The 23,135-nt window shown below is 63.5% G+C and carries 18 protein-coding genes; 13 read left to right on the forward strand and 5 right to left on the reverse strand.

The window, feature by feature from the left end; genetic code table 11:
- Positions 1-23 precede the first annotated feature (23 nt).
- The 4 genes from ftsY to rpoH all read left to right on the forward strand — a co-directional run bounded on the left by ftsY (position 24) and on the right by rpoH (position 4,422).
- The gene (ftsY, locus tag KUV86_RS13625) at positions 24-1,646 is read left to right on the forward strand and encodes a signal recognition particle-docking protein FtsY (RefSeq protein ID WP_222485179.1); all 1,623 of its coding nucleotides are present in this window, start codon (positions 24-26) and stop codon (positions 1,644-1,646) included.
- Positions 1,643-2,311, forward strand: coding sequence for a cell division ATP-binding protein FtsE (gene ftsE, locus KUV86_RS13630; protein WP_206940388.1), 669 nt, complete (start codon positions 1,643-1,645; stop codon positions 2,309-2,311). Before ftsY ends, ftsE begins: the two co-directional genes overlap by 4 nt.
- 2 nt (positions 2,312-2,313) lie before the next feature.
- Entirely contained in the window at positions 2,314-3,372 is a 1,059-nt protein-coding gene (gene ftsX / locus KUV86_RS13635; RefSeq protein WP_261396043.1) for a permease-like cell division protein FtsX, read from the forward strand.
- Positions 3,373-3,555: 183 nt separating this feature from the next.
- Positions 3,556-4,422, forward strand: coding sequence for an RNA polymerase sigma factor RpoH (gene rpoH, locus KUV86_RS13640; protein WP_206940385.1), 867 nt, complete (start codon positions 3,556-3,558; stop codon positions 4,420-4,422).
- 155 nt (positions 4,423-4,577) lie between these two features.
- Here the strand turns inward: rpoH and slmA are convergent, their stop codons facing one another.
- From slmA to coaBC, 5 genes are all read right to left on the reverse strand, one after another.
- Positions 4,578-5,186, reverse strand: a complete 609-nt coding sequence (gene slmA / locus KUV86_RS13645) for a nucleoid occlusion factor SlmA (RefSeq protein WP_206940382.1) — start codon at positions 5,184-5,186, stop codon at positions 4,578-4,580.
- Between the two features lie 129 nt (positions 5,187-5,315).
- Positions 5,316-6,221 carry an acetylglutamate kinase gene (argB, locus tag KUV86_RS13650; protein ID WP_206940380.1) on the reverse strand — a complete coding sequence of 302 codons (906 nt, stop codon included), beginning with the start codon at positions 6,219-6,221 and terminating at the stop codon, positions 5,316-5,318.
- 22 nt (positions 6,222-6,243) lie between these two features.
- The gene (locus KUV86_RS13655; RefSeq protein WP_206940377.1) at positions 6,244-7,626 is read right to left on the reverse strand and encodes a phosphomannomutase/phosphoglucomutase; all 1,383 of its coding nucleotides are present in this window, start codon (positions 7,624-7,626) and stop codon (positions 6,244-6,246) included.
- 48 nt (positions 7,627-7,674) lie between these two features.
- Positions 7,675-8,115, reverse strand: coding sequence for a dUTP diphosphatase (gene dut / locus KUV86_RS13660; protein ID WP_374107049.1), 441 nt, complete (start codon positions 8,113-8,115; stop codon positions 7,675-7,677).
- Positions 8,116-8,257: 142 nt separating this feature from the next.
- Positions 8,258-9,562 (reverse strand): bifunctional phosphopantothenoylcysteine decarboxylase/phosphopantothenate--cysteine ligase CoaBC, encoded by a 1,305-nt coding sequence (coaBC, locus tag KUV86_RS13665; RefSeq protein WP_222485181.1) that lies wholly within the window; start codon positions 9,560-9,562, stop codon positions 8,258-8,260.
- Between the two features lie 368 nt (positions 9,563-9,930).
- Between coaBC and radC the strand changes: the two genes are divergently transcribed.
- The 9 genes from radC to KUV86_RS13710 all read left to right on the forward strand — a co-directional run.
- Positions 9,931-10,605, forward strand: a complete 675-nt coding sequence (gene radC, locus KUV86_RS13670; RefSeq protein ID WP_206940371.1) for a RadC family protein — start codon at positions 9,931-9,933, stop codon at positions 10,603-10,605.
- Positions 10,606-11,019: 414 nt separating this feature from the next.
- Positions 11,020-11,256: a 50S ribosomal protein L28 gene (gene rpmB / locus KUV86_RS13675; protein WP_206940369.1), complete on the forward strand. Its 237-nt coding sequence runs from the start codon at positions 11,020-11,022 to the stop codon at positions 11,254-11,256.
- A gap of 111 nt (positions 11,257-11,367) precedes the next feature.
- On the forward strand, positions 11,368-11,523 hold the full coding sequence (gene rpmG, locus KUV86_RS13680; protein WP_016856547.1) for a 50S ribosomal protein L33: 156 nt from the start codon (positions 11,368-11,370) through the stop codon (positions 11,521-11,523).
- A 151-nt stretch (positions 11,524-11,674) separates the two neighbouring features.
- A complete protein-coding gene (gene mutM, locus KUV86_RS13685; RefSeq protein ID WP_222164033.1) occupies positions 11,675-12,538 on the forward strand; it encodes a bifunctional DNA-formamidopyrimidine glycosylase/DNA-(apurinic or apyrimidinic site) lyase in 864 nt (287 codons plus the stop codon).
- Positions 12,539-12,586: 48 nt separating this feature from the next.
- Positions 12,587-13,777, forward strand: a complete 1,191-nt coding sequence (locus tag KUV86_RS13690; RefSeq protein ID WP_222485183.1) for a class I SAM-dependent rRNA methyltransferase — start codon at positions 12,587-12,589, stop codon at positions 13,775-13,777.
- Positions 13,778-13,959: 182 nt separating this feature from the next.
- The gene (locus KUV86_RS13695; protein ID WP_206940363.1) at positions 13,960-14,289 is read left to right on the forward strand and encodes a DUF2007 domain-containing protein; all 330 of its coding nucleotides are present in this window, start codon (positions 13,960-13,962) and stop codon (positions 14,287-14,289) included.
- Complete coding sequence (locus KUV86_RS13700; RefSeq protein WP_222485185.1) at positions 14,289-14,744, forward strand: acyl-CoA thioesterase; 456 nt, start codon at positions 14,289-14,291, stop codon at positions 14,742-14,744. The genes KUV86_RS13695 and KUV86_RS13700 overlap by 1 nt, the downstream gene beginning before the upstream one ends.
- Positions 14,745-15,618: 874 nt before the next feature.
- On the forward strand, positions 15,619-17,409 hold the full coding sequence (locus KUV86_RS13705) for a ShlB/FhaC/HecB family hemolysin secretion/activation protein (protein ID WP_222485187.1): 1,791 nt from the start codon (positions 15,619-15,621) through the stop codon (positions 17,407-17,409).
- Positions 17,410-17,453: 44 nt separating this feature from the next.
- A partial coding sequence (locus tag KUV86_RS13710) for a filamentous hemagglutinin N-terminal domain-containing protein (RefSeq protein WP_222485188.1) occupies positions 17,454-23,135 on the forward strand: 5,682 nt, incomplete at its 3' end.

Below are 23,135 nucleotides of genomic sequence, written 5' to 3' on the forward strand. Positions count from 1 at the left end.
CCGGCTGAGGCGGCAGGTCATCCATGTTCGGTATTTTCAAGCGCAAGAAGAAGCAGTCGGGTGAAACACCCGTTGAGGATCAGCAGTCACAGGACCTGGCATCCCGCGAGGAAGAGACGCGGTCGAGCGAGGGTCCTGCTGAGACGCCGGATCACGCTGAGTCGTCCCCCGATGCGGCACCTCGGGCTGATGAGGAAAGGTTGACTCCGGCCGCTGAGCACGGGGCAGACTCGGATGTCACATCGGCGCAACAGCACAGCGAGTCTCAGCAGCAAGCAGCTGGCGAGCCTGCCGAGGCGCTGGTGCCGGAGCCCATCGAGCCTGACGCCTTGCGTGAGGCCAGCACCTCGCAGGCCGAGCCCGAGGCCGCAGCCACACCTGCGGCCCAACCAGAGCGCGAGCCGGGTGCTGAGTCAGGGGTTGAGACAGGGGTTGAGACAGCGGCTGGGCAAAAGACCGAGCGAGATCTTCAGGCAGCGTCGGAGGCCTCCGAAACAAGGACGCCTGCCGCTGATGCCGCTCCCCAGCGACCCGTCGAGACCGAAGCGGGGCACGAGAATGCGCCGACGGTCGAGGCATCGCCAGAGCCAGAGCCCTCCTCTCAGCGTCTCGAGCACGCCGAGGTCATCGAGCCCAGCCGCTCCAGCGGGCCTGCGCTGCAGGAAAAGCCGAGGGCCGCGGCTGCCGATAAAGGTGCAGAGAAAAAGGGGTGGTTTGCCCGCATGCGGGCGGGGCTGGGCAAGACCCGGGCTAATCTTAGCGATGGGCTGGCCGACCTGTTCATGGGGGCCAAGCAGATCGATGACGACCTCATCGAGGATATCGAAACCCAGCTGCTGATGGCGGATGTAGGGATCGAGGCGACCAGTGAGATTATCGAGGCACTGACCGAGCGAGTGTCGCGCAAGGAGCTGAAGGATCCCGAGGCGCTGTATCGTGCCCTGCAGCAGGAGCTGGCCAGTATGCTGGGGGCGGTCAGCGATCCGCTGACCCTGACCACGGAAGATGGCGGACCCTTTGTGATTCTCGTGGTGGGCGTCAACGGGGTGGGCAAGACCACCACCATCGGCAAGTTGACCCAGCGCTTCCAGCGCGAGGGCAAGAGCGTGATGCTGGCGGCGGGAGATACCTTCCGTGCCGCCGCGGTCGAGCAGCTCAAGGTCTGGGGCGAGCGCAACAGCGTTCCCGTGGTGGCTCAGCACACTGGTGCCGACAGTGCCTCGGTCATCTACGACGCGGTGGCCGCTGCGCGGGCTCGCGGAGTTGACGTGCTGATCGCTGATACGGCGGGGCGTCTGCACAACAAGTCCCACCTGATGGAAGAGCTGAAAAAGGTTCACCGCGTGATGGGCAAGCTGGATGCCAATGCGCCCCATGAGGTCATGCTGGTACTGGATGCAGGCACTGGCCAGAACGCTCTGTCCCAGGCGGCGACCTTCAACGAGGCCGTGCCGGTCAGCGGGATTACTCTGACCAAGCTCGATGGCACCGCCAAGGGCGGCGTCATCTTTGCCCTGGCGAAGCAACTCAAGACGCCGATTCGTTTTATCGGTGTCGGCGAGAGCCTCGATGACCTGCGACCGTTCAAGGCAGAGGATTTTGTCGATGCCTTGTTTGATCGTCGCTCGAGTGACGGCGACGAATGATCGCCTTCGAGCACGTCGGCAAGCGCTATGGAGGGCGCTTCGAGGCGCTCTCCAATATCGACTTCCGTGTTTCCCGCGGAGAAATGGTGTTTCTCACCGGGCATTCCGGGGCCGGCAAGAGCTCGTTGCTGCGTTTGATCATGCGCCTGGAGCGCCCGAGTCGAGGGCGCGTGCTGGTGGCCGGACACGACATCGACAAGCTGCACTCGAGCCAGCTGCCCTTCTACCGGCGTCAGATTGGTGTGGTGTTTCAGGATCACCAGCTGCTGTTTGATCGCTCCATCTATCACAATGTGGCGCTGCCGCTGGAAATCCGCGGACTACCGCCGCGAGATACGGCTCGACGTGTGCGTGCCGCCCTCGACAAGGTCGGCCTGTTGCACCGTGAGAAGGCCTTGCCGATCGAATTGTCCGGTGGTGAGCAGCAGCGTGTTGGAATCGCCCGTGCCGTCGTCAACAAGCCGGCCCTGCTGCTGGCCGACGAACCCACCGGTAATCTGGACCCCCAGTTATCCGCTGACATCATGGGCTTGTTCGAAGATTTCCATCGCATCGGCACCACCGTGATGATTGCCAGCCACGACCTGGCACTGATTGCGCGCCTGCGTCACCGGACCCTGCGCCTGAGCGAGGGACGGCTGGTGGGTGATGAGGAGGCTGCGTGAGTCTGGATCCCCCCCGTAGAAGAGCGGCCACGCCGCGCAGCACTGGAGCCCGCAGTCGGGGTGCCGCCAGGTCGGACCGACCAGCCGGTCGAACCGCGGGTACGCCGGCCCAGGGTGGTGCCCGTCAGCAGTCCGCCAGGCCGCAAGGACAGTGGCGGTCATGGCTGCGTCATCACCGGGCCATGTGCCTCGACAGCCTGCGCCGGCTGATTCGCCAGCCGGTGGGCAGCCTGCTGACCATGCTGGCCATCGCCATTGCCTTGGTGCTCCCTAGTGCGCTGTGGCTGTCCCTGGACAGTGCCAAGCTGGTCGATGCAGAGCTCGATGCCAGCGCCACCTTGACCGCTTATCTGGACAAGAGCGTGGATGAGGCCCAGGCCCAGCGTATTCTCGAGGCCATAGAGGCACAGTCGAATATCGCCAGTACGCGCTTGATTACCGCGGCTGAGGGCATGGCGGAGTTCCAGCAGGCGCTTGGTCTTGACGACGCGCTGGCCCGACTCGAGACCAATCCACTGCCCGCTTCGGTGGTGATATCGCCGCAGTCGCCGTCACCCGAGGCAATGACGGCGTTGTCCGAACGGCTGACGGCCATGCCGGGCATTGCGGAGGTACGCCTTGATCTGGCCTGGATCGAACGCTTGCGGCAGTTGGCCGAGGTGGGACGGCGTGTCACGCTGGCGTTAGGCGTACTGTTCGGACTGGGGGTGTTGCTGGTGGTCGGCAACACGATCCGGCTGGCGGTGGAGAATCGCCGCAAGGAAATCGAAGTGGTGACGCTGATTGGTGCCACCCATGCCTTCGTGCGCCGCCCGTTCCTTTACAGCGGTGCCTGGTATGGGCTCGGCGGTGGCCTGCTGGCCTGGGCATTGCTCACCCTTGGCAGTGACTGGCTGTCAGCCCCGGTAGCGTCGCTGGCTGCGAGCTATGGGGCACACTACCAGCTGCCCGCGCTGGGGGCGGCTGGTTCTACAATATTGCTGAGTTGTAGTACACTATTGGGCTGGTTAGGTGCCTGGATCGCCGTCAGTCGTCATCTGGCGGGCATCAAGCCCCGCTAGGTCATCACGTTGCGCACGGTCATCTCATAGCGCACGTGAGTCGTCAGCGAAGCCTGAGGCGCCACCAGGTGGTTTCGTCGGATGCACCCTGAAGGGCTATACGACGAAAGGGGAACTTTTTGAGCGTGTGTTCCTCCAAGGTGCATTCGAAATCTTGTTGGTCTTCGAGGAGACAATCTGCACATGAGCAACAGTCTTCTGCCGGTGGGTCATCTATCACCGGGGCACGACCTGAACGGCTACATTCAAGCCGTCAACCGCATTCCCCTGCTGACGGTGGAAGAAGAGCAGGATCTGGCCCATCGCCTCCAACAGGAAGGTGATCTGGAAGCCGCCCGCCGTCTGGTCATGTCCCATCTTCGTTTTGTCGTGCACATCGCACGCAGTTACTCCGGCTATGGGCTTCCCCAGGCTGACCTGATTCAGGAAGGTAATGTTGGCCTGATGAAGGCGGTCAAGCGTTTCGATCCGACCCAGGGCGTCAGGCTGGTGTCCTTCGCCGTGCACTGGATCAAGGCGGAAATCCACGAGTTCGTGCTGCGCAACTGGCGCATCGTCAAGATCGCCACCACCAAGGCCCAGCGCAAGTTGTTCTTCAACCTGCGTGGTGCCAAGAAGCGTCTGGCCTGGCTGAACAGCGACGAAGTCGATGCGATTGCCAAGGATCTGGACGTCAAGCCAGAGGTGGTGCGGGAAATGGAAGGCCGGCTGGCCTCCCACGATGCCGGCTTCGATGCTGCTCCGTCCGATGACGAGGAAAGCGCGTACCAGGCCCCCGTGCATTATCTGGATGATGCCAGCCAGGATCCGGCGACTCAGCTTGAGGACAGCGACTGGGAAGAAGACGCCACCCGTCGCCTGCAAGGGGCGCTGGCGGACCTGGATGAGCGTTCCCGGGATATCCTGACCCAGCGCTGGCTAGCCGAGAACAAGGCGACGCTGCACGAGCTGGCGGACGTCTATGGGGTATCGGCTGAGCGGATTCGTCAGCTTGAGAAAAACGCCATGAAGAAGATTCGTGAGCGTCTTGGCGATGCCCTGGCTGCCTAAGCGGCGGTAGGGGAGGTCCCTTCGGCACTGGCCTGAACGCAAGCCTAAACGCAAGCTATGTTCAGCAGCAGTGCCAGCCCACGAAAAGAAGCGCCCGAACCGTTAGGTTCGGGCGCTTTGCGTAAAGACCGGTCCGTTCGCGGCAGCCCTCAGAATCAGGCGGGCACCGCGCTGTCTCTGAGCAACTGAGACGACAGCGCAGGCCACTGATCTTCCCAGTACTCGGTGGGACGGTGGCGATAGTCGCTGCGCACGTACTGGGCGATACGCCCCTCGATCTGTGCTGTCAGTAGATTCGCGCTGGCGCTCGCCGGCATGGCCAGACGACGTCCCTCACGAAGTTCCGCCTCGCGGAGTACCTGCTTGAACTGGGTTTCCAGGCGCTCGAACAGCTGGTGAATGCGCAGGCGTAGCCTGGCGGTTTCACCGGTCAGTACATCGCCGCCGAGCAGGCGCGACAGTCCGGGGTTCTTCTCGGCAAAGGCCAGCACCAGGGTCATGATCTGATGGCAGCGTGGCAGCGCCTCCTGCTGCTCGTCGAGGATACGCGTGATGCGTTCAAACAAGGTTTCCTCGATAAAGCTGATCAGACCTTCATACATCCTGGCCTTGCTCGGAAAGTGGCGATAGAGCGCGGCTTCCGAGACGCCCACCTGTCGGGCCAGGGCAGCAATGGTGATGCGCTTGCCGCTGTCTTCCTCCAGCATCAGGGCCAGGGCCTGCAGAATCTGGTCCCGCCGGCTTGGGGTGTTTTCCTGCGTCATGGTGTCGAGTTCTTTATCGTTGATGGCCCGCCAGGCTATCCGGCGGGCGAGTTCCCTTGCGATTCGACGATCTGGCTGGCGAACCGCATCTTCCTTGCGTGTCAGTCTTGTTGGCGCCGCTGGGCGGTATCAGTCAGGTGCGTGGTTGGTGATCAGGGTGCCGACGCCGGCATTGGTGAAAATTTCCAGCAGGGTGGCGTGGGGCACGCGGCCATCGACGATATGGGCGCTGACCACGCCGCCCTTGACCGCATCCAGCGCGCAGCGGATCTTGGGCAGCATACCACCATGAATGGTGCCATCGGCGATCAATTCGTCGACCTGCGCGGTAGACAGCCCTGTCATCACCTCGCCGTCACGGTTCATCAGGCCTGCCACATTGGTCAGCAGCATCAGCTTTTCAGCACCCAGCGCTTCGGCCACCTTTCCCGCCACCAGGTCGGCGTTGATATTGTAGCTATGGCCTTCGCCATCGACGCCGATAGGGGCGATGACGGGAATGAAGTCCCGCGCGGCCAGCATTTCGATCAGGTCCGTGGAGACATGCTCCACTTCACCCACGTGGCCGATATCGATGATTTCTGGAGCGGTCATTTCCGGGCTCTGGTGTTCCACCTTGAGCTGGCGAGCCCGAATCTGCGCTCCGTCCTTGCCGGTGAGGCCGATGGCCTTGCCGCCGCACTGGTTGATCTGATTGACGATGTCCTTGTTGACCAGGCCGCCCAGCACCATTTCCACCACGTCCATGGTCTCGGCGTCGGTCACCCGCATGCCACCGACAAAGCGTGACTCGATGTTGAGCTTCGCCAGCAATTCGCCGATCTGAGGGCCTCCGCCGTGGACCACGACGGGGTTGATCCCTACTTCCTTCATCAACACCATGTCCCGTGCGAAGGAGTCGATAAGGGCATCTTCGGTCATGGCATTGCCGCCATACTTGACCACTACGGTCTTGCCGGAAAACTTCTGGATGTAGGGGAGGGCCTCAGAGAGGACCTCCACCACCAGGCGCGGATCGTGAGCCTGTTCGCTCATTGGCGTAGTGTCTCCTGCGGGTTCAGTTCGGAAGGGTGAGCGAGGCGTCTACCGCCGCCAGAGCCTTGGCAAAACGCTCGCGAATGCGTGCCAGGGCATCACCATCATTGCCCTCGAAACGCAGCACCAGCATCGGCGTGGTGTTCGACGCGCGGCACAGGCCCCAGCCGTCAGCGTAGTCCACACGGATGCCATCGAGGGTAGTCTTGACGCCGTCGTCACCGAAATCCCCCTCCCGAGCCAGACGATCGACCAGATCGAACTTGGTCTCGTCGGTCACTTCGATATTGATCTCCGGCGTGCTGATGTTCTGCGGATAGCGATCAAAGAAAGTGTCGGCGTCACCGTCGAAGCGGGACAGGATTTCGAGCAGGCGGGCTGCGCCGTAGAGACCGTCGTCAAAGCCGTACCAGCGCTCCTTGAAGAAGATGTGGCCGCTCATCTCGCCGGCCAGCAGGGCGCCGGTTTCCTTCATGCGAGCCTTGATCAGGGAATGACCGGTCCGCCACATCTCAGGCGTGCCGCCGGCTTGCTCGATCACCTCGATCAGCTTGCCAGTGCACTTGACGTCGAAGATGACGCGGGCGTCCGGATTGCGGCTCAGCATGTCTTCGGCAAAGGCCATCAGCAGGTGGTCGGGGTAGATCAGTCGCCCCTTGGGGGTGATCACACCCAGGCGATCGCCATCGCCGTCGAAGGCCAGGCCGATATCGGCGCCGTGCTCGGCCACTGCCTTGATCAGGTCCTTGAGGTTTTCTGGCTTGCCCGGATCCGGGTGATGGTTCGGGAAGGTGCCATCGATCTCATCAAACAGGGGGATGGTGTCAGCGCCCAGTGCCTTGACCAGCTGTGGGCCAAGCTCACCTGCGACACCGTTGCCACAGTCGACCACCGCCTTGATCTTGCCGGATACCGAAACGTCACCAAGGATGCGTGCGAGATAGGCCTCGCGAACGTCCTGCTCGGAGACCTGGCCCTGACCTGAACGCAGATCACCGTTCTCAAGACGCGTGTAGAGCGCGGTGATCGCGTCGCCGGACAGCGTCTCGCCGCCAAGGACCATCTTCAGACCGTTGTAATCCGGCGGGTTGTGGCTGCCGGTCAACATGACCCCGGAGCTGGTGCCGTCGAGAGTATGGGTCGCGAAATACAGCACCGGGGTCGGCACCATGCCGATGTCGATGACATCGCAGCCGCTGGCGGTGAGGCCGCGGGTCAGGGCCTGGATCAGTCGGGGGCCGGACAGCCGGCCGTCACGGGCGACGACCACCCGGGTTTCCCCGCGGTCCTGGGCCTCGCTGCCGATGGCCTGGCCAATGGCTTCGACCCCCGCCTCGGTCAGGGTGTCGTCGACGATGCCGCGAATGTCATAGGCACGAAAGATCGTGGAAGGTACGTGTGTCATGGGCAGGTCCTTTCCTTTTGACGTAGCGCTGGGTCAGGTGAGTCGCGATCAGTGACGGCCAGAACTGCCGAAGCCGCCATCACCGCGCAGGCTGGCGGAGAAGTCGTCGACCACTTCCAGGTTGGCTTGAACCACCGGCACCAGCACGTACTGGGCGAGGCGTTCAAAGGGTTCCAGGGTGAAGGAGCGGTCCGAGCGGTTCCACACGGACACCATCAGTTCGCCCTGGTAGTCAGAGTCGATCAGGCCGACCAGATTGCCGAGCACGATCCCGTGCTTGTGGCCGAGGCCAGAGCGCGGCAGGATCAACCCGGCCAGTGCCGGGTCGGCAATGTGGATGGCGAGGCCGGTACGCACCAGCTCGCAGTCTCCTGGAGCCAGCGTCAACGGCGCATCGAGCAGCGCATGCAGGTCCATGCCGGCGGAGCCTTCAGTGGCATAGCGCGGCATGCGGTCCTTGATGCGCTCGTCGAGTATCCTGACCGCCATGGTGGGGCGAGTGGTTGTGCTGGACATGCAAAATCCTTGAGTCGTGAGAGCGCTTCCGGCCCCAGTGTTGAGCGTAGTGCAGCGACCGCATGGTCGGCCGCAGTGATACAGTGCCACGGCACCGCACGACCGGCGCGAAGTGTCAGTCGTGGTGCTGGCGAGCGGCAAGACAGGCGCTGGCCTGGGCGATGACAGCCTCGGCCAGGCGCGTCTTGTCCTGTTCGGCTTCGTGGCGTGTGTTGACCTGGTCGCCGTCGCGCCACATCAATAATGCCGCATTGCGATCGGAGCCAAAGCCGAGTCCTGCGCGGGAAACGTCATTGGCCACGATCATGTCGAGCTTCTTGCGTCTGAGCTTGTCCTCGGCGTAGCGCTCGAGGTCACGGGTCTCGGCGGCGAAGCCGACAATCAGGGGGCGTGGGTGGCGACTCGCCAAGGTGGCAATGATGTCCGGGTTCTTGACCAGCGTCAGCGTCAGACCGTCCTCGCCTTCCTGCTTCTTGATCTTGTGTTCGGCGGGTGCTGCGGCGCGGTAATCGGCTACCGCTGCACAGCCAATGAAGATGTCGCAATCGGCGACTAGGCCTTCGGCCGCGGCGAGCATCTGCTCAGCGGTATCCACATCCATGCGAGTCACTCCGGCCGGGGTAGGCAGGCTGACAGGCCCAGCGATCAGCGTGACCCGGGCGCCGCTGTCGCGAGCTGCCTGCGCCAGCGCAAATCCCATCTTGCCCGAGCTGTGATTGCTCAGGTAGCGCACCGGATCAAGGGGCTCGCGCGTCGGCCCTGCGGTGATCACGATATGGGGCGCCACTGGGGAAGGCGGTGTGCTCGCTTCACTCTGTGCCGCGACAGTCGCCTCTGTGGTGGCATCCCCGAACAAGGCCGTGACGATCTGCTCGGGCTCCATCATGCGTCCAGGGCCTACATCACCGCAGGCTTGATCGCCTTGATCGGGGCCCAGCAACTGCCATCCATCGTCGCGCAGCTGGGCGGCATTGCGCGCCGTAGCCGGATGGCGCCACATGGCCTGGTTCATGGCCGGTGCCACTACTCGTGGCGCATCGCTAGCCAGACAGGCGGTCGTCAGCAGGTCGTTGGCCATGCCCTGGGCCAGGCGTGCCATGAGGTCGGCAGTTGCGGGGGCGATCAGGATCAGGTCGGCCCAGCGTGCCAGCTCGATGTGCCCCATGCCCAGTTCCGCATCCGGATCCAGCAGTGATGTCCTCACCGCACGTCCGGTCAGCGCCTGCAGCGTCAGCGGCGTGATGAAGGCCTGTGCCCCTTCCGTCATGACAACCTGGACCTCGCAACCCGCCTGCACCAGCAAGCGAGCCAACACAGCACTTTTATAGGCAGCAATGCCAGCGCTGATACCAAGCAGCACACGCTGTCCTGCGCGCAGCGCCGGAGGGCCATAGCGCGTAGAGGAAGATGGTTGAAGCATGCAAAACGATCCACGACCGGGGTAAGAGTCCTACCTTACCACCGGTGTCGGATCATGCGTAGCCGCGCACCCCCGTCCCAGGTCATCGCTGATGCCACTAGACTCATCAGGTATGTCGGCGCTCGCCGACACTGGCGCGCATCGCTACCCAGGGAAAGGCCGCCACCCAAAGCGGGACAAGGCAGCGGGAGGGCGGTCAGACAGGCAGACAAGAAGGGCAGACAACAAGAGCTGACTAGAAAGGCTGACAAGAAAGGCTGACAAGAGAAGCTGACAAGAGAAGCTGACAACGGCGGGCGGCCAGAGGGGCGGATAACACAGGCTGACCAGAAAGCGCGGCAAGAGCGCTGTTCATAAAGGAGACAGGGATGTCGATACGGGATTGGCCTGAAGGAGAAAGGCCCAGGGAAAAGCTTTTAACCATGGGGCCCGGTGCGCTGTCAGATGCCGAGCTGCTGGCGATACTGCTGCGCGTCGGTGTGGCAGGGCGCTCCGCCGTGGACCTGGCTCGGGATGTACTGGTGGCGTTTGGTGGCCTGCGCGCGCTGCTTGAAGCTCGCCAGCAAGAGGTCTGCGCCCAGCGCGGCCTGGGGGTGGCGACGTTCGTCCAGCTGCAGGCTGCCCAGGAGATGTCGCGCCGGCATCTTGCGAGCCACCTTGAACGGGGTCAGCCGTTGGATTCCCCCAGTCGAGTGAGGGCCTTCCTTGCCGCCCAGCTGCGCCACCTTGACCACGAAGTCTTCGCCGCGCTGTTTCTCGATAGCCAGCACCGAGTGATTCGATTCGAGGTGTTGTTCCATGGCACGTTGGACAGCGCCTCGGTGTATCCGCGAGAAGTCGCCAAGAGGGCGCTCGCCCTGGGAGCCGGAGCGCTGATCCTGTGTCATAACCATCCGTCCGGCGTTGCCGAGCCCAGCGGCGCAGATCGACGAATCACCGAACGACTGAGGGAGGCGCTGGGGCTGTTCGATATCCGTGTGCTGGATCATTTTGTGGTGGGAGACGCAGAAGTGGTGTCATTTGCCGAGCGAGGGTGGGTATAATACGCCGCGCGCAGGAACCGGGTGGTTATCGGCGGCGTCTACGACGCATGACGACACCGGGATCCTCTACCATCGACAACGCCACGCCACCGCCGTGAACGCACCCTTGCCGCTTCGATGCAACACACGAGACAGGCAACGGCGCGAACGGGATGGCGAAGCTTGGCGTAACTCTTGCCCAGGCGGCAGGGTTCTGGTATAAAGTGCACCCTTTGAATTCCCTTGGGTTGAAAGCACGGGGCTCATGACAGGGCTTGAGGTTGCTGAGGCTTGATGACTGCGGATCTGCGTCGACACCGCGCGGCGGGTTTGCGACACAGGCTGACAGGCACGCCACTTATTCAGTTAAGGTTCTCGCCCTTCCCGGTTTGCCCGACAGGTTTTGAACAACTCGCCACGCGGTTGGAGGCTCTCATGTCCAAAGTATGTCAGGTTACCGGCAAGCGCCCGGTGACTGGTAACAACGTTTCACACTCCCAGCGCAAGACACGTCGTCGTTTCTTGCCGAATCTTCACAGCCATCGCTTCTGGGTCGAGTCCGAAAAGCGTTTCGTGACTCTGCGCGTCTCTTCCAAGGGCATGCGCATCATCGACAAGAAGGGCATCGACGAGGTGCTCAGCGATATTCGTAAGCGCGGCGACGCCATCTAAGGATGTCGTCACTCGGAGCCTGTAGAGCGTAGCTCGTGCACAGGTTCCGGCCGACTTGAAAGACTGGCCTGGTGTGGCGAACGTGCCAGGCAGCAATCTGGGAGAATTCTCATGCGTGACAAGATTCGTCTGGTGTCCAGCGCCGGTACCGGCCACTTCTACACCACCGACAAGAACAAGCGTAACACTCCGGACAAGATGGAAATGAAGAAGTTTGATCCGGTGGTTCGCAAGCACGTGATGTACAAGGAAGCCAAGATCAAGTAAGGCTTGATCTCGCTTCCACCGCAGGCGAGCCGCCTGTCGACGAGAACCCGGCCCCGAGGTCGGGTTCTTGCGTATCAAGGTGCTGACGCGGCGCCTGGCGAGAATGTTTCGCCTGACGTCGCGATATCAGCCTCACTGCCGCAGGTGCAACATGCCCGAGTTGCCTGAAGTCGAGACGACCCGGCGCGGTATCGCTCCCCATGTGGAAGGGCGAGAAGTGCGCGAGGTGCTGGTGCGTCAGTCGCGCCTGAGAGTGCCCGTGCCCGAGACCCTTGCCGAGCGCCTGGTAGGGGCGCGGATTGGTCAGATTCGTCGTCGCGCCAAGTACTTGCTGTTGCCTGTCCTGTCTCCCTCGGAGAGCGCTACGGTGGACGAGGTGGAAGCGCCCCGGGAACGGGGTACCTTGCTCTGGCACCTGGGCATGTCGGGCAGCCTGCGGATCGCTCGTCTTGGCGATCTGCCGAAGAAGCATGACCACGTCGACCTGGTGCTCGAAGGCGGCGCGATTCTGCGCTACCACGATCCTCGCCGTTTTGGCTTTGTCGATTGGCTACGCGAGGACGAGTCTCAGGATACGCGATTGTCGCGTCTCGGCCCTGAGCCGCTATCGCCAGCGTTTGATGGTGCTCGTCTTTACGCCCTTTCTCGTGGGCGGCAAGCCGCGGTGAAGCCGTTTTTGATGGACAATGCTGTGGTCGTTGGCGTGGGCAATATCTATGCCAGCGAAGCGTTGTTTCTGGCGGGAATCGACCCTCGGCGAGCAGCCGGGCGCATCGGCCGCGAGCGCTATGACAGGCTCGCCGCGGCTGCCAAGGATGTACTTGCCGCAGCCATCACCCAAGGGGGCACGACGCTGCGTGACTTTGTCAGCGGCACTGGCGAGCCCGGCTATTTCGCTCAGCGCCTCAATGTCTATGGACGCGCTGGAGCGCCATGTCGCCGCTGCGGCGGCGAACTCAAGCATGTGACCCTGGGGCAGAGGGCCAGTGTCTTTTGTCCTCGCTGTCAGCGCTGATAGCACTGGCACCTCCACACCTTAGATATCTTGAAGAGAGTGATCACCGTGACTCGACCGCTGCGCTTGAAAAAGAATGCCGATCGTCGCCTCAAGTCTGGCCATCTATGGCTGTATTCCAACGAGGTCGATACCACCGAGACACCGCTCAAGGCATTTGAGGTTGGCGAACAGGTCATCGTCGAAGCCGCCAATGGCAAGCCCATGGGGCTGGCCTATATCAACCCGAACTCGCTGATCTGTGCACGTATCGTGTCGCGTGATCCGAGCCAGCGCCTGGATCGCTCGCTGCTGGTGCATCGCCTCAACCAGGCGCTGGCCCTGCGTGATCGCCTGTTCGACAAGCCTTTTTACCGTCTGGTGCATGGTGAAGCCGACCTGCTGCCCGGTCTGGTGATCGATCGCTATGCCGACGTGCTGGTGGTACAGCTGAACACAGCAGGCATGGAAGCGGTGAAGGATGAGCTGCTGGATGCCCTCGACAAGGTGGTATCGCCAGGGTGTGTGGTGTTGCGCAATGACACCAGTGGCCGTCGTCAGGAAGGTCTTGGCGAAACCATTGAAGTGGTCAAGGGCGCGCTTCCCGACCAGGTGCTGCTGGAAGAAAATGGCGTGCAGTTTATCGCCCCCGTCATGGACGGGCAGAAGACCGGTTGGTTCTATGACCATCGCGTCAACCGTGCCTGGTTGAACCAGCAGGTCGCCGGCAAGCGAGTGCTGGACCTGTTCAGTTACGTCGGTGGTTGGGGTGTCCAGGCGGCGGCCCATGGCGCCAGCGAGGTCTTGTGTATCGATGCCAGCGAGTCCGCACTGGACCGCGTCGCGGAGAACGCTGCCCTCAACGGTCAGCACGAACGCGTCGCCGTCGGTCATGGTGACGCCTTCGAGGCCCTGGCCGCGCTCAAGGCAGATGGCGAGAAGTTCGACGTGATCGTGCTCGACCCTCCCGCCTTCATCAAGCGCCGCAAGGATATTGCCAACGGTGAGCGTGCCTATGCCCGCTTGAATCGCGATGCCATGCGTCTGCTGGGGCGCGATGGTCTGCTGCTGTCAGCCTCCTGCTCCATGCATCTGGCGCCGGAGCGTTTGACCGACGTCGTGCGCGGCGCAGTGCGCCATCAGGATCGCCATGGGCAGATCCTGTTCCAGGGACATCAGAGCCCGGACCATCCGGTGCATCCCGCCATTCCCGAGACCGCCTATCTGAAGGCGCTGGGCGTTCGCGTGTTTCGTGATTGAGGGCGGCGCGATACCCCCTTCCACGACGTCTGCTCCAAGGAGGGCGGGCGACATGATCGACCCTCGTTAAGGCGGGGGGATCAAGTGTCGTTCGAGTATCGATCAGGGCTTGTCCTTGTGGCGGGGTTGGGCGCATCGTGGCCAGTAAGGCTGCGGCCCTTGCAACGATAAGGATATCCGCCATGAACGACGTGCCCTGGACGATGGTCTTCTCCGACAGCAATGCCCTGATGGTGGGGCATGTACGTAACCTGCTCAATGGAGCAGGCATACCCACGGAGCTTCGCAACATGACCCTGGGGGGTGGTGCCGGCGAGTTGCCACCGCTCGAGTGTGAACCCCAGGTGTGGGTGGCCGAGCACAATCGCCAGCGCGCCGAGGCGGTCATTCATCAGGCGTTGCGCGCATCCTCGCCTGGGGGCGAGTGGCGCTGCCGGGTGTGTGGTGAGGAGCTGGAGGTCGCCTTCGATACCTGCTGGTACTGTGGTACCGAACGCGAGGATCAGAAATAGTGTCTGCCTGCAGCCAGCCCAACTGGGACCTGCCTAATCCCTTCGTCATCGACATCCTTGTGACAGCGGATGCCATCGACCACTACGGCCACGTCAATAACGCCCAGTACCTGCGCTGGGTCGAACAGGCCAGCTGGGCACACTCGGCTCAGCTAGGTCTGACCTTGGATCACTACCGGGCGTTGGATCGTGCCATGGCGGTGCACCGCCACGAACTCGATTATCTGGCGCCAGGGTTTGAGGGCCAGCAACTGGTCATGGCGACCTGGATCGTGGCCTGTGACGCCCGACTTACCCTGACACGTCGATTCCAACTCTTCCGACCCGATGATGGGGCGACCCTGTTGCGGGCACGCACTCGCTACGCATGCATTGCGCTGTCCAGCGGTCGTCCACGTCGCCTGCCTCCTGAGTTTGTCAGCGCCTATGGGGGTGCATTGGTGGCAGAGGCTTAGAGCGCGGAACCTCGCTTTCCGGCCGAGTGCTGTCGATGCACCTGGCTGTCTAGCGAATACCTGTGCTGACGGCGGCGATCGTTTCTGCTTCCTGCTTCCTGCTTCCTGCTTCCTGCTTCCTGCTTTCCCTTTCCTTCTGCCTCCTGCTTTCCCTTGCCATCCGTGCTCTTGCTTATTCTCTTTCCCAGAGAGATGCGGAGTAGGTCGGCTATTTTTTGTTATTCATGCCGCACCTCTTTAAGAGATATCGGTTTTGTTTGTAGGAAATAGTGGACAATGCTAGATGAGGCGGCATTACCTCTTTTCAGTAACTGCTTTCCTGCCCTCGGCCTTTTTATGTCAATCCTTCTATCGTTGTGCTTTTTCGCTACGACATTCATTTCTGGTGCATTTTTTCACTTTCACTCCTTGAGGTAGCATCACGCTACTGTCAACCACCTCAGCAGTGGCTGGGGGTCAATGTTAGAGACATTATGTGGCTGGCAATATTGAGCCGAGTCACGATTGTTGTCCGCCATAACGCCGAACGAGGTGTCGCGGTAGCCGTGCTGTTGCCACGCTCCCGGATGACCCGCCAAGCAGGATGGTGGGCGAGGTGGGTAGAAGAAAATGAAGGGAAAAAGATAACGACTCTAAGCATGGAAGCCTGGAATAGACGCCAGGGGTGGAAGTTAGAAGCGTAAGTTAGAGATAAAAAATCAAGATGGAAATAAAAGATAGAAGTCGAGCTGGGGATTCGAAATAGAAGTTAAAGGTAGTCACTTTGAGTGCGTGAATCAGCATAAAAATATGACGACTCAACGTCGTCAATAAAACGTGGAGCAGGCCAGGCCAGCGAACACGAGTCAGTGTCTCTTGCAGGGGAATCTCATAGATGATGGTGCATTGCGTCGACGCGTCTCGGCCGGGCGTGGCGTTTTTTGTTGACCCGAGGTGTTTACGCCTGATTGGCGCAACACTGTTGGCGATGGTGGCGTGCTGTCCGACCTCGGTACTCGCCCAGGCACAGCCACCGGGGTCGCTGCCTGCAGTGGTTCCACCCAATGCCACCTTCAACGAAAACTTCATTCGTGACGATCAGCAGCGCCTGCTTGAGCAGCAGCGTGAACGCCTGGATCAGCTGGAACGCTTGCCCGGTGAGGCCGTGGCGGCTCCAGAGGTGCGCCCTGATGACGGGGGCTGCCTGGATATTCATGAGATTGAACTGGAAGGCGCGAGCCTGCTCAGCGAGAGGCAGCGAGGGCGGCTGTTGCAGCCCTATCTGGGACGCTGCCTGTCAGCAGCTGAGCTCAATGGGCTGCTGGGTGAGGTGACCCAGTGGTACCTCGAACGTGGCTACGTCACCACCCGCGCCTATCTGCCAGAACAGGACCTGACTCAGGGGCGGCTGCGGGTGGTCGTTGCCGAAGGTCGCCTGGAAGCGTTGGACAGCGGCGGAGTGCGACCTTCCCCCCGAGAAGTCTTGATGGCGTCACCCACGCGGCCGGGGGACATCCTCAATCTGCGTGATCTTGAACAGCTGATCGACCAGTTGAACCGCCTGCCATCACGCCGCGCCCAGATGGAATTGCTGCCAGGTGACGCCCTGGGCGGCAGCCGCGTGCGCATCGACCCGGATGCCGGGCAAGGGCGCCCCGTGCGCGTCGCGCTGGGTCGCAGCAATGACGGCAGCCGCGAGACCGGCGAGCAGCAGTGGACCCTGGGCGGCGAGTGGGACAGCCCTCTGGGGCTGGCCGATCAGCTCAGTCTGCAGTTCGGTCACGATGTCACCGGCGCCTCCGGCATTGGCTCCAGCAACCAGTACGTGGCCTATCGGCTGCCCTGGGGGCGCTGGAACTTTCGCTATCAGTACAGCCGCAGCGACTATCGCAGCATCGCCCGCGCCGATGGGTTTCGCTTCGACCTGGACGGTGCCAGCGAGCGCCACAGCCTGTCGGCCGAGCGTCTGATGCACCGGGACCGCGTCAGTACCACCTCTGCCAGCGTCGGCGTCAGCAGGCTGAGCACGCGCAATGACCTGGACGAAACGCGCATCGAGGTCAGCAGTCAGCGCCTTAGCGAGCTAAGCCTGGGGCTGAACCATGGCCGCCGCCTGGGGCGTGGGCTGATCAACGCGGACTTGGGCTGGCACAAGGGCCTCGACATCCTGGGCGCCCAGGACGATGACGACCAGCCCGCGGGGTCGCCCAAGGCCCAGGGCGAGCGCACCACCCTCACGCTGAGCTATGCCCGACCGTTCGAGGTGCTGGGCCAGTCCCTGACCGTGACCAGCCTGGCCAGCGGCCAATGGAGCGACGATGCCCTTTACAGCCCCCAGCGGCTTAGCCTGGGCGGCCAGTACTCGGTGCGTGGTTACAAGGACCAGACCCTGAGCGGTGACAGCGGGGGGTACTGGCGCAATGAGATCAGCTGGGCCCGCCCGTTACCCACGGAGGTCCCCCTGGTGGATCGGCTCGAGGCAAGCCTTGCCTACGATGTGGGCGTCATCCGCCACGATGACGATAGCGGCGACCAGCACGGTCGTCTCAGTGGCATGGCCCTGGGGCTTGGCGTCAGCGGCGACTACCTCAGTGCCAGTGTCACCCTGGCCAAGTCCATTGACCGTCCCGATGCCATCGATCATCGCGAAAGTCCCGTCTATTTCACCGTTCAGGCGCGCTTCTAGTGGCCGCGCCAGATACGAGCCATGCCCTCCAGGAGGGACGTTTGATGAACCCACGCCGTCCGCTGTTTCGCCATTTGGCCATCGTCATGATCAACGCCCTGTTCTGGCATCCCGTGGTGGTGCTGGCAGACGGCATCGTGGTGGCACCGGGGGGCAACACCCGGCTCGATCAGGCGGGCAACGGCGTGCCGGTGGTCAACATCGCCACCCCCAACGACAAGGGCCTCTCCCACAACCGCTTTCGCGATTACAGCGTGGACGCCCGCGGGCTCATCCTCAACAACGCTACCGGCAAGACCCAGTCGACCCAGCTTGGCGGCATCGTGGTCGGCAACGCCAATCTGCGCGGTCAGGCGGCCCAGGTCATCCTCAATGAGGTCAACGGCGGCAATCCGAGCCGACTGGCGGGCTACACCGAAGTGGCCGGCCAGGCCGCCAAGGTGGTGGTGGCCAACCCCTACGGCATCTCCTGCGATGGCTGCGGTTTCATCAACAGCCCCCGGGTCACCCTGACCACCGGTGCGCCGGTGATCGAGGACGGCCGGCTGGACCACTACGCGGTGGACCAGGGGCAGGTCGCCATCGAGGGGCTGGGGCTGGACGCCCGTGAGGTGGATCAGTTCGAGATCCTTACCCGGGCCGCGGCGCTCAACGCCGAGCTGCACGCCCAGGACCTGACGATCGTCGCAGGCGCCAACGATGTCGACGCCGCGAGCCTGAACGCCACGCCTCGCAGTGGCACAGGGTCCCGTCCGGCCCTGGCCATCGATTCCTCGGCGCTCGGCGGCATGTACGCCGAGCGCATCCGCCTGGTCGGCACCGACGCCGGGGTCGGCGTGCGCCTGGCAGGTGACATGGCCGCCAGTGCCGGCGACATTCGCATCACCGCCGATGGACAGCTGAGGCTTGCCGACGCCTCGACCCCTGCGCGCCTGATCACCCAGTCCAGTGACGCTGGCTTCGGGGGTGACGTGCATGCCGACCAAGGGGCCGACATTCAGGCCGACAATGCCCTGGACATCTCTGGCCGGCTGACCAGCGGCGGGGATATCGCGCTGTCAGCGCAGCGCCTGACCACCACTGGTGATGTAGTGGCCGGCGTCCGCGGCGGACAGCGACGCGCGGGGGCTGAGCTCGCGATCACCGCCGCCACCCTGGACAACCGTGGCCGACTCGACGCCAGTGACCGTCTGGCCGCGACCTCCGGCATGACCCACAACCGCGGCCAGATGCTGGCAAGCGAGCTGGCGCTGACGTCGCGCCAGAGTTTGGACAATGGCGGAGAGATCCTGGCGGACAGGGTGTCCCTGAACGCCACCCAGCTCACTAACCAGGGGCTGGTGGAGGGACAGCGTGTCGTGCTGACGGCGGATGTCATCGACCAGCAGGGGCGTGTTCAGGCCGATCACGCCAGCCTGAGCGCCACACGCATCGATAATCAGGGCACGCTGTACGCCGAGCGGCTGGCGCTGTCGGCCCCGGACCTGATCAACCGTGGCGACCAGGCGACCCTGTCCGCCGGTAGCGCCCTTGAGCTCGAGACGCGACGCCTGGCCAACCTGGGCGGCTCGCTGGTGTTCGCCCCGGGGCAGGACCTGCGCCTCGACCTGGAGCGCTTCGACAACCAGGGCGGGCGCGTTGTCCTGGACGGCTCGCTCAGCGGTGACATCGGTCAATGGAACAATGCCGAGGGTCAGCTGGCGGCCAAGGACATCGCCTTGAGCGCGGCCTGGGTCGATAACCGCAGTGGTCTGATCAGCGCCGAGACCGGTGCGCTGGCGCTGGCCAGCGACGGGGAGATCATCAATACCGGGGGCACGTTGCAGGCCCGTCAGGGCTCGCTGACGTTGACCGCGGCGGAACTCGACAACCAGGGCGGCAAGGCCGTTGCCGCCGGCGCCCTGAACGTGAGTCTGAGCGAAAGCCTCAATAACGCGGACGGTCGCATCAGTGCCGGGCAACTCGCCATCGTCGCCCGGCATCTCGATAACCAAGGGGGCCAGGTGGTGGCCGACGGCGACCTGACGGCCACCCTGAGCGGTCACCTGGACAACCGCGACGGCGGCACCTTGGGCGCCGAGCGGGTCGTGCTCACCACAGGGCAGTTCGATAACCGCGATGGCGCACTGCTGGCAGGCGATGTGCGGATCCACAGTCAGACCCTGGACAACGCCCGGGGCATGATCAGTGCCGACGATGCTCTGGCGATGACGGTGACCCAGGCGCTGGCCAACCGTCAGGGCCAGATTCAGGTGGTCGAGGGAGGCCTCGAGGCGCGACTGGGCAGCCTCGACAATCAGCAGGGTACCCTGGTCGCCAGGCGGCTCAGCGTGGCCTCGCAAGGCGCCGTCGACAATCGTCAGGGGCAGCTGGTCGGCGACGAGCTGCGCCTGGATGCAGGGAGCCTGGACAATCGTCAGGACGGTCGCCTGACCGCCTCCTATCTGACGCTGGCCATCGATGACGCCCTCGATAACCAGGGCGGGGTCCTCGACGCCGACCAGGGTGAGCTGCAGGTCGCGGCACGGCGTCTGGACAATCGTGGTGGCACCCTGAGTGCCGGCCAGCTTGAGCTGGACCTTGGCCTGGATCCGGATCAGGGCATCGACAACCGCGACGGCGGCCTGCTGCTGGCCGATGACCTGCGCCTGACGGCCGGGTCGCTGTCCAACACCCAGGGGCGGGTGTTGGGGCAGTCGCTGGTGCTGACCTTGGCGGCACTTTATAACGCCGGGGGGCTGATCAGCGCCACGCAGGCGCTGGGTCTGGCGCTGAACGGCGCGCTCGACAACCAGGGAGGACGGCTGCAGGTCACCGACGGACAGCTGCAGCTGAGCGACGCCACGCAGGTGGATAACCGCCAGGGCGTGCTGGTGGCCCAGCAGTTGTCCCTCGTCGATATCGGGCGGCTGGACAATCGACAGGGCCAGCTCGTTGCCGATGGGATCCGCGTGGCGGCCACCACCGTCGATAACACGCAGCAAGGGCTGATCAGCGCCGCTGAGACGCTGGACCTGACCGTTCAGGAGAATCTGGCCAACGCCTCCGGCACGCTGGAGGCCGCTCGGCTGAATGTCGCGGCCACCCGCGTCGACAACACCCAAGGCAGGCTGCTGGCGGACCGGATCGGGCTGAGGGCAACGAGCCTTGGCAACCAGGGCGGCGCCATTCTGGCCGAGAGCGACGGCGCGGTGATCACCCTCACCAGTCAGGACGCTCGGCTCGATAACGCCGACGGTGTGATCGACGTGGCCGATGGCACGCTCGCCATCGTCGCGGCCGAGGGGGCGATCCACAATCAGGCCGGGTCGATCAGCGCCGACCGGCTCACCCTGGAGGCCGCGAGCCTCGATAACCACGGCGGTCAGCTGGCAGCGGTGCAGGGCAATGCTGCTATTAAGGCAGACCGGCTCGACAACCAGGCCGGCCTGCTGGCCGCCCAGGGCGGCGATCTCACGCTGGACATCGCCACCGTCGACAATCGCGCAGGACGGCTGCAGGGTGACGGCGTCCGCCTGACCGGGACGAGCCTCGATAACCGTCAGGGCACGCTGACCGCGGTTGAGCGTGACCTGGAGGTGCAGCTCAGCGGAGCGCTGGATAACGGCGACGGACGGATGCTGGCCAATGGCGTGCTGGGGGTGGACAGCGCGGCCCTGACCAACCTGGGCGGCCAGCTGGCCGGTCGTGGCCTCAGCCTGACCACCGGTATGCTCGACAACCAGCAAGGCCTGGTCGAGTCCAGCGCCGCGCTGAGCGTTGACGTCGATGGCCTGGCCAATGGCGGCGGCACGCTAAGAAGCCTGTCTGGTCAGACGACGACCCTTAGCGCGCGTCAGCGCCTGGACAACCGTGGCGGCGTGATCGAGCTGGGGAGCCGCGACGCCCGTGTGAACGCTGCGGATATCGATAACCGCGATGGAACGCTACGCCATGATGGTGACGGGGTGGTGCAGCTGGTGGCCGAGCAGTTGGCCAACCTCAACGGCCGCCTTCAGGGAACCGGTGGCGTCAGCGCCGAGCTTGGCCGTGTCGAGGGGGTAGGGCAGTGGCAGGCCAATGGCCCGCTGGTCCTCGCCAGTGAGGCCGCGCTGAGCGTTGGTAGCAACGAGCGGCTGTCCAGCGCCATGGCCTTGAGCCTGCGGGCGGCGGGGCTGATCAATGCCGGTCTGGTGGCGGCCAACGACCGCCTGACCCTGACGCTGGACGGCGCGCTGAACAATACCGGGCAGCTGTCGAGCCAGGGCCGCCTGGCGGTGACCGCCACCGGCCTGACCCAAGACGGCGGGCGCATCGCCAGTGCCGGCGACGCTTCCTTCCGCTTGAGCGGTGATGTGACCAACCTGGGACGCCTGACCAGCCAGGGCGACATGACCCTGAGCGCGGCCTCGCTCGATAACCAGGGCACCCTGGGCAGCCTGGGCGACCTGCGCCTGGATAGCGCAAGCATCACCAATGCCCCCGATACCCTGCTGTTCGCCGGTGGCGACATGACGCTGCATACGCAGCAGCTGTTCAACCGCTATGGGGACATCTATAGCCGGGGCGACCTGACCCTGGCACGCAACAGCTCGTTGGCCAAGGCGGACCGGCTGGAAAACCGCTCCGGGACCATCGAGGCCGAGGGGGATATGACCCTGCGCGCGGGGGACATTCTTAACACCAAGGACCGGATCGAGACGGAAGACGTGTTGCTTGACCGTGCTGTCGCGGGCACGGGGTATGTACGAAAGGTCTATCGTACTGAACACAATGGCCAAGGCGCCGGTGACGGCGGATACGAAGAAGTGGTGACCTTGGTGAGTACCACAGAGCTCTTCAGGGAGTACGAACTCACTGAGACTTTGCGGACCACCATTGTTGAGGACAGCCCAGCCGCCGGTATTCAAGCGGGTGGGGATCTGCGGATCACCGCAGACACCCTTGAAAATCTCGATAGCGTCATCGCTGCGAATGGCGATATTCGCATTGATGCAGCATCGTTGATCAATTCGGGACGCGGCAACGCGTTGGTGACGCGAACAAGTCAGTATGGTGACGCTGAAGCGGCTTCCTGTCTCGAAACCGGCTCCTTCTTGGACTGTTTCCGGGGCGGCACCATCGGAGGCGGGCGTTATAGCTATCGGTTCAGAGAAACTGACCTGACTGACAGCCTTGCTGGCTGGAATGCCTCCTCAGGATTCTCGGACAGCCAAGAGCTGTTACCACTACCTGCAGGCGCGCCAGATCTATTAAGTCAGGCCGAAACCCGCACCATTCTCCCCGGTGGTGCTCCCGCCGTGATTTCCGCCGGTGGCCGTGTCTCCATCACCGCCACCGAGCAGCTCCACAACGGCGATATCCAGGAACATACCCTGGCCCAGTTGCAGGGGCGTCTTGGCGATGCGGCGACCCAGGGGCCGGTTTCCACGCTATCCATGACCCTGGGCCGTGATGCCGACCAGGCCAGTGCCCAGGGGCTGAACGCGCCATCGCGAGTGGACCGCAGTGGTGCCAGCCGCGATGCGTCGCTGGCGGATATCGGCGCAACGCCCAGCACCGCTGGCGGGGGGCTTGACGGTGCACTGGACGCCAGCGTGGGCGCTGGCTTTGACGCGGGAGGCGGCATCTGGGTCTTCGACGACGCGCCCTTCCTGCGGGTCGATATCGCGCAGACGCCGTCCTTCCGGCTGCCGGAAGGTGACTATGGCCTGTTCGTGCGCGCCCCCGAGGCCCAGGGGCGCTAT

It is taken from the genome of Halomonas sp. DP8Y7-3 (assembly GCF_019801675.1).
GTDB classification, from domain to species: Bacteria; Pseudomonadota; Gammaproteobacteria; order Pseudomonadales; family Halomonadaceae; genus Halomonas; species Halomonas litopenaei_A.

Coding starts and splice junctions, on each gene's coding strand:
- argB (WP_206940380.1), bottom strand. CDS start 6,221: ATGAGCGAACAGGCTCACGATCCGCGCCTGGTGGTGGAGGTCCTCTCT.
- rpoH (WP_206940385.1), top strand. CDS start 3,556: ATGAGCAACAGTCTTCTGCCGGTGGGTCATCTATCACCGGGGCACGAC.
- KUV86_RS13655 (WP_206940377.1), bottom strand. CDS start 7,626: ATGACACACGTACCTTCCACGATCTTTCGTGCCTATGACATTCGCGGC.
- radC (WP_206940371.1), top strand. CDS start 9,931: ATGTCGATACGGGATTGGCCTGAAGGAGAAAGGCCCAGGGAAAAGCTT.
- ftsY (WP_222485179.1), top strand. CDS start 24: ATGTTCGGTATTTTCAAGCGCAAGAAGAAGCAGTCGGGTGAAACACCC.
- KUV86_RS13705 (WP_222485187.1), top strand. CDS start 15,619: ATGATGGTGCATTGCGTCGACGCGTCTCGGCCGGGCGTGGCGTTTTTT.
- dut (WP_374107049.1), bottom strand. CDS start 8,115: ATGGCGGTCAGGATACTCGACGAGCGCATCAAGGACCGCATGCCGCGC.
- rpmB (WP_206940369.1), top strand. CDS start 11,020: ATGTCCAAAGTATGTCAGGTTACCGGCAAGCGCCCGGTGACTGGTAAC.
- coaBC (WP_222485181.1), bottom strand. CDS start 9,562: ATGCTTCAACCATCTTCCTCTACGCGCTATGGCCCTCCGGCGCTGCGC.
- rpmG (WP_016856547.1), top strand. CDS start 11,368: ATGCGTGACAAGATTCGTCTGGTGTCCAGCGCCGGTACCGGCCACTTC.
- mutM (WP_222164033.1), top strand. CDS start 11,675: ATGCCCGAGTTGCCTGAAGTCGAGACGACCCGGCGCGGTATCGCTCCC.
- ftsE (WP_206940388.1), top strand. CDS start 1,643: ATGATCGCCTTCGAGCACGTCGGCAAGCGCTATGGAGGGCGCTTCGAG.
- KUV86_RS13695 (WP_206940363.1), top strand. CDS start 13,960: ATGAACGACGTGCCCTGGACGATGGTCTTCTCCGACAGCAATGCCCTG.
- slmA (WP_206940382.1), bottom strand. CDS start 5,186: ATGACGCAGGAAAACACCCCAAGCCGGCGGGACCAGATTCTGCAGGCC.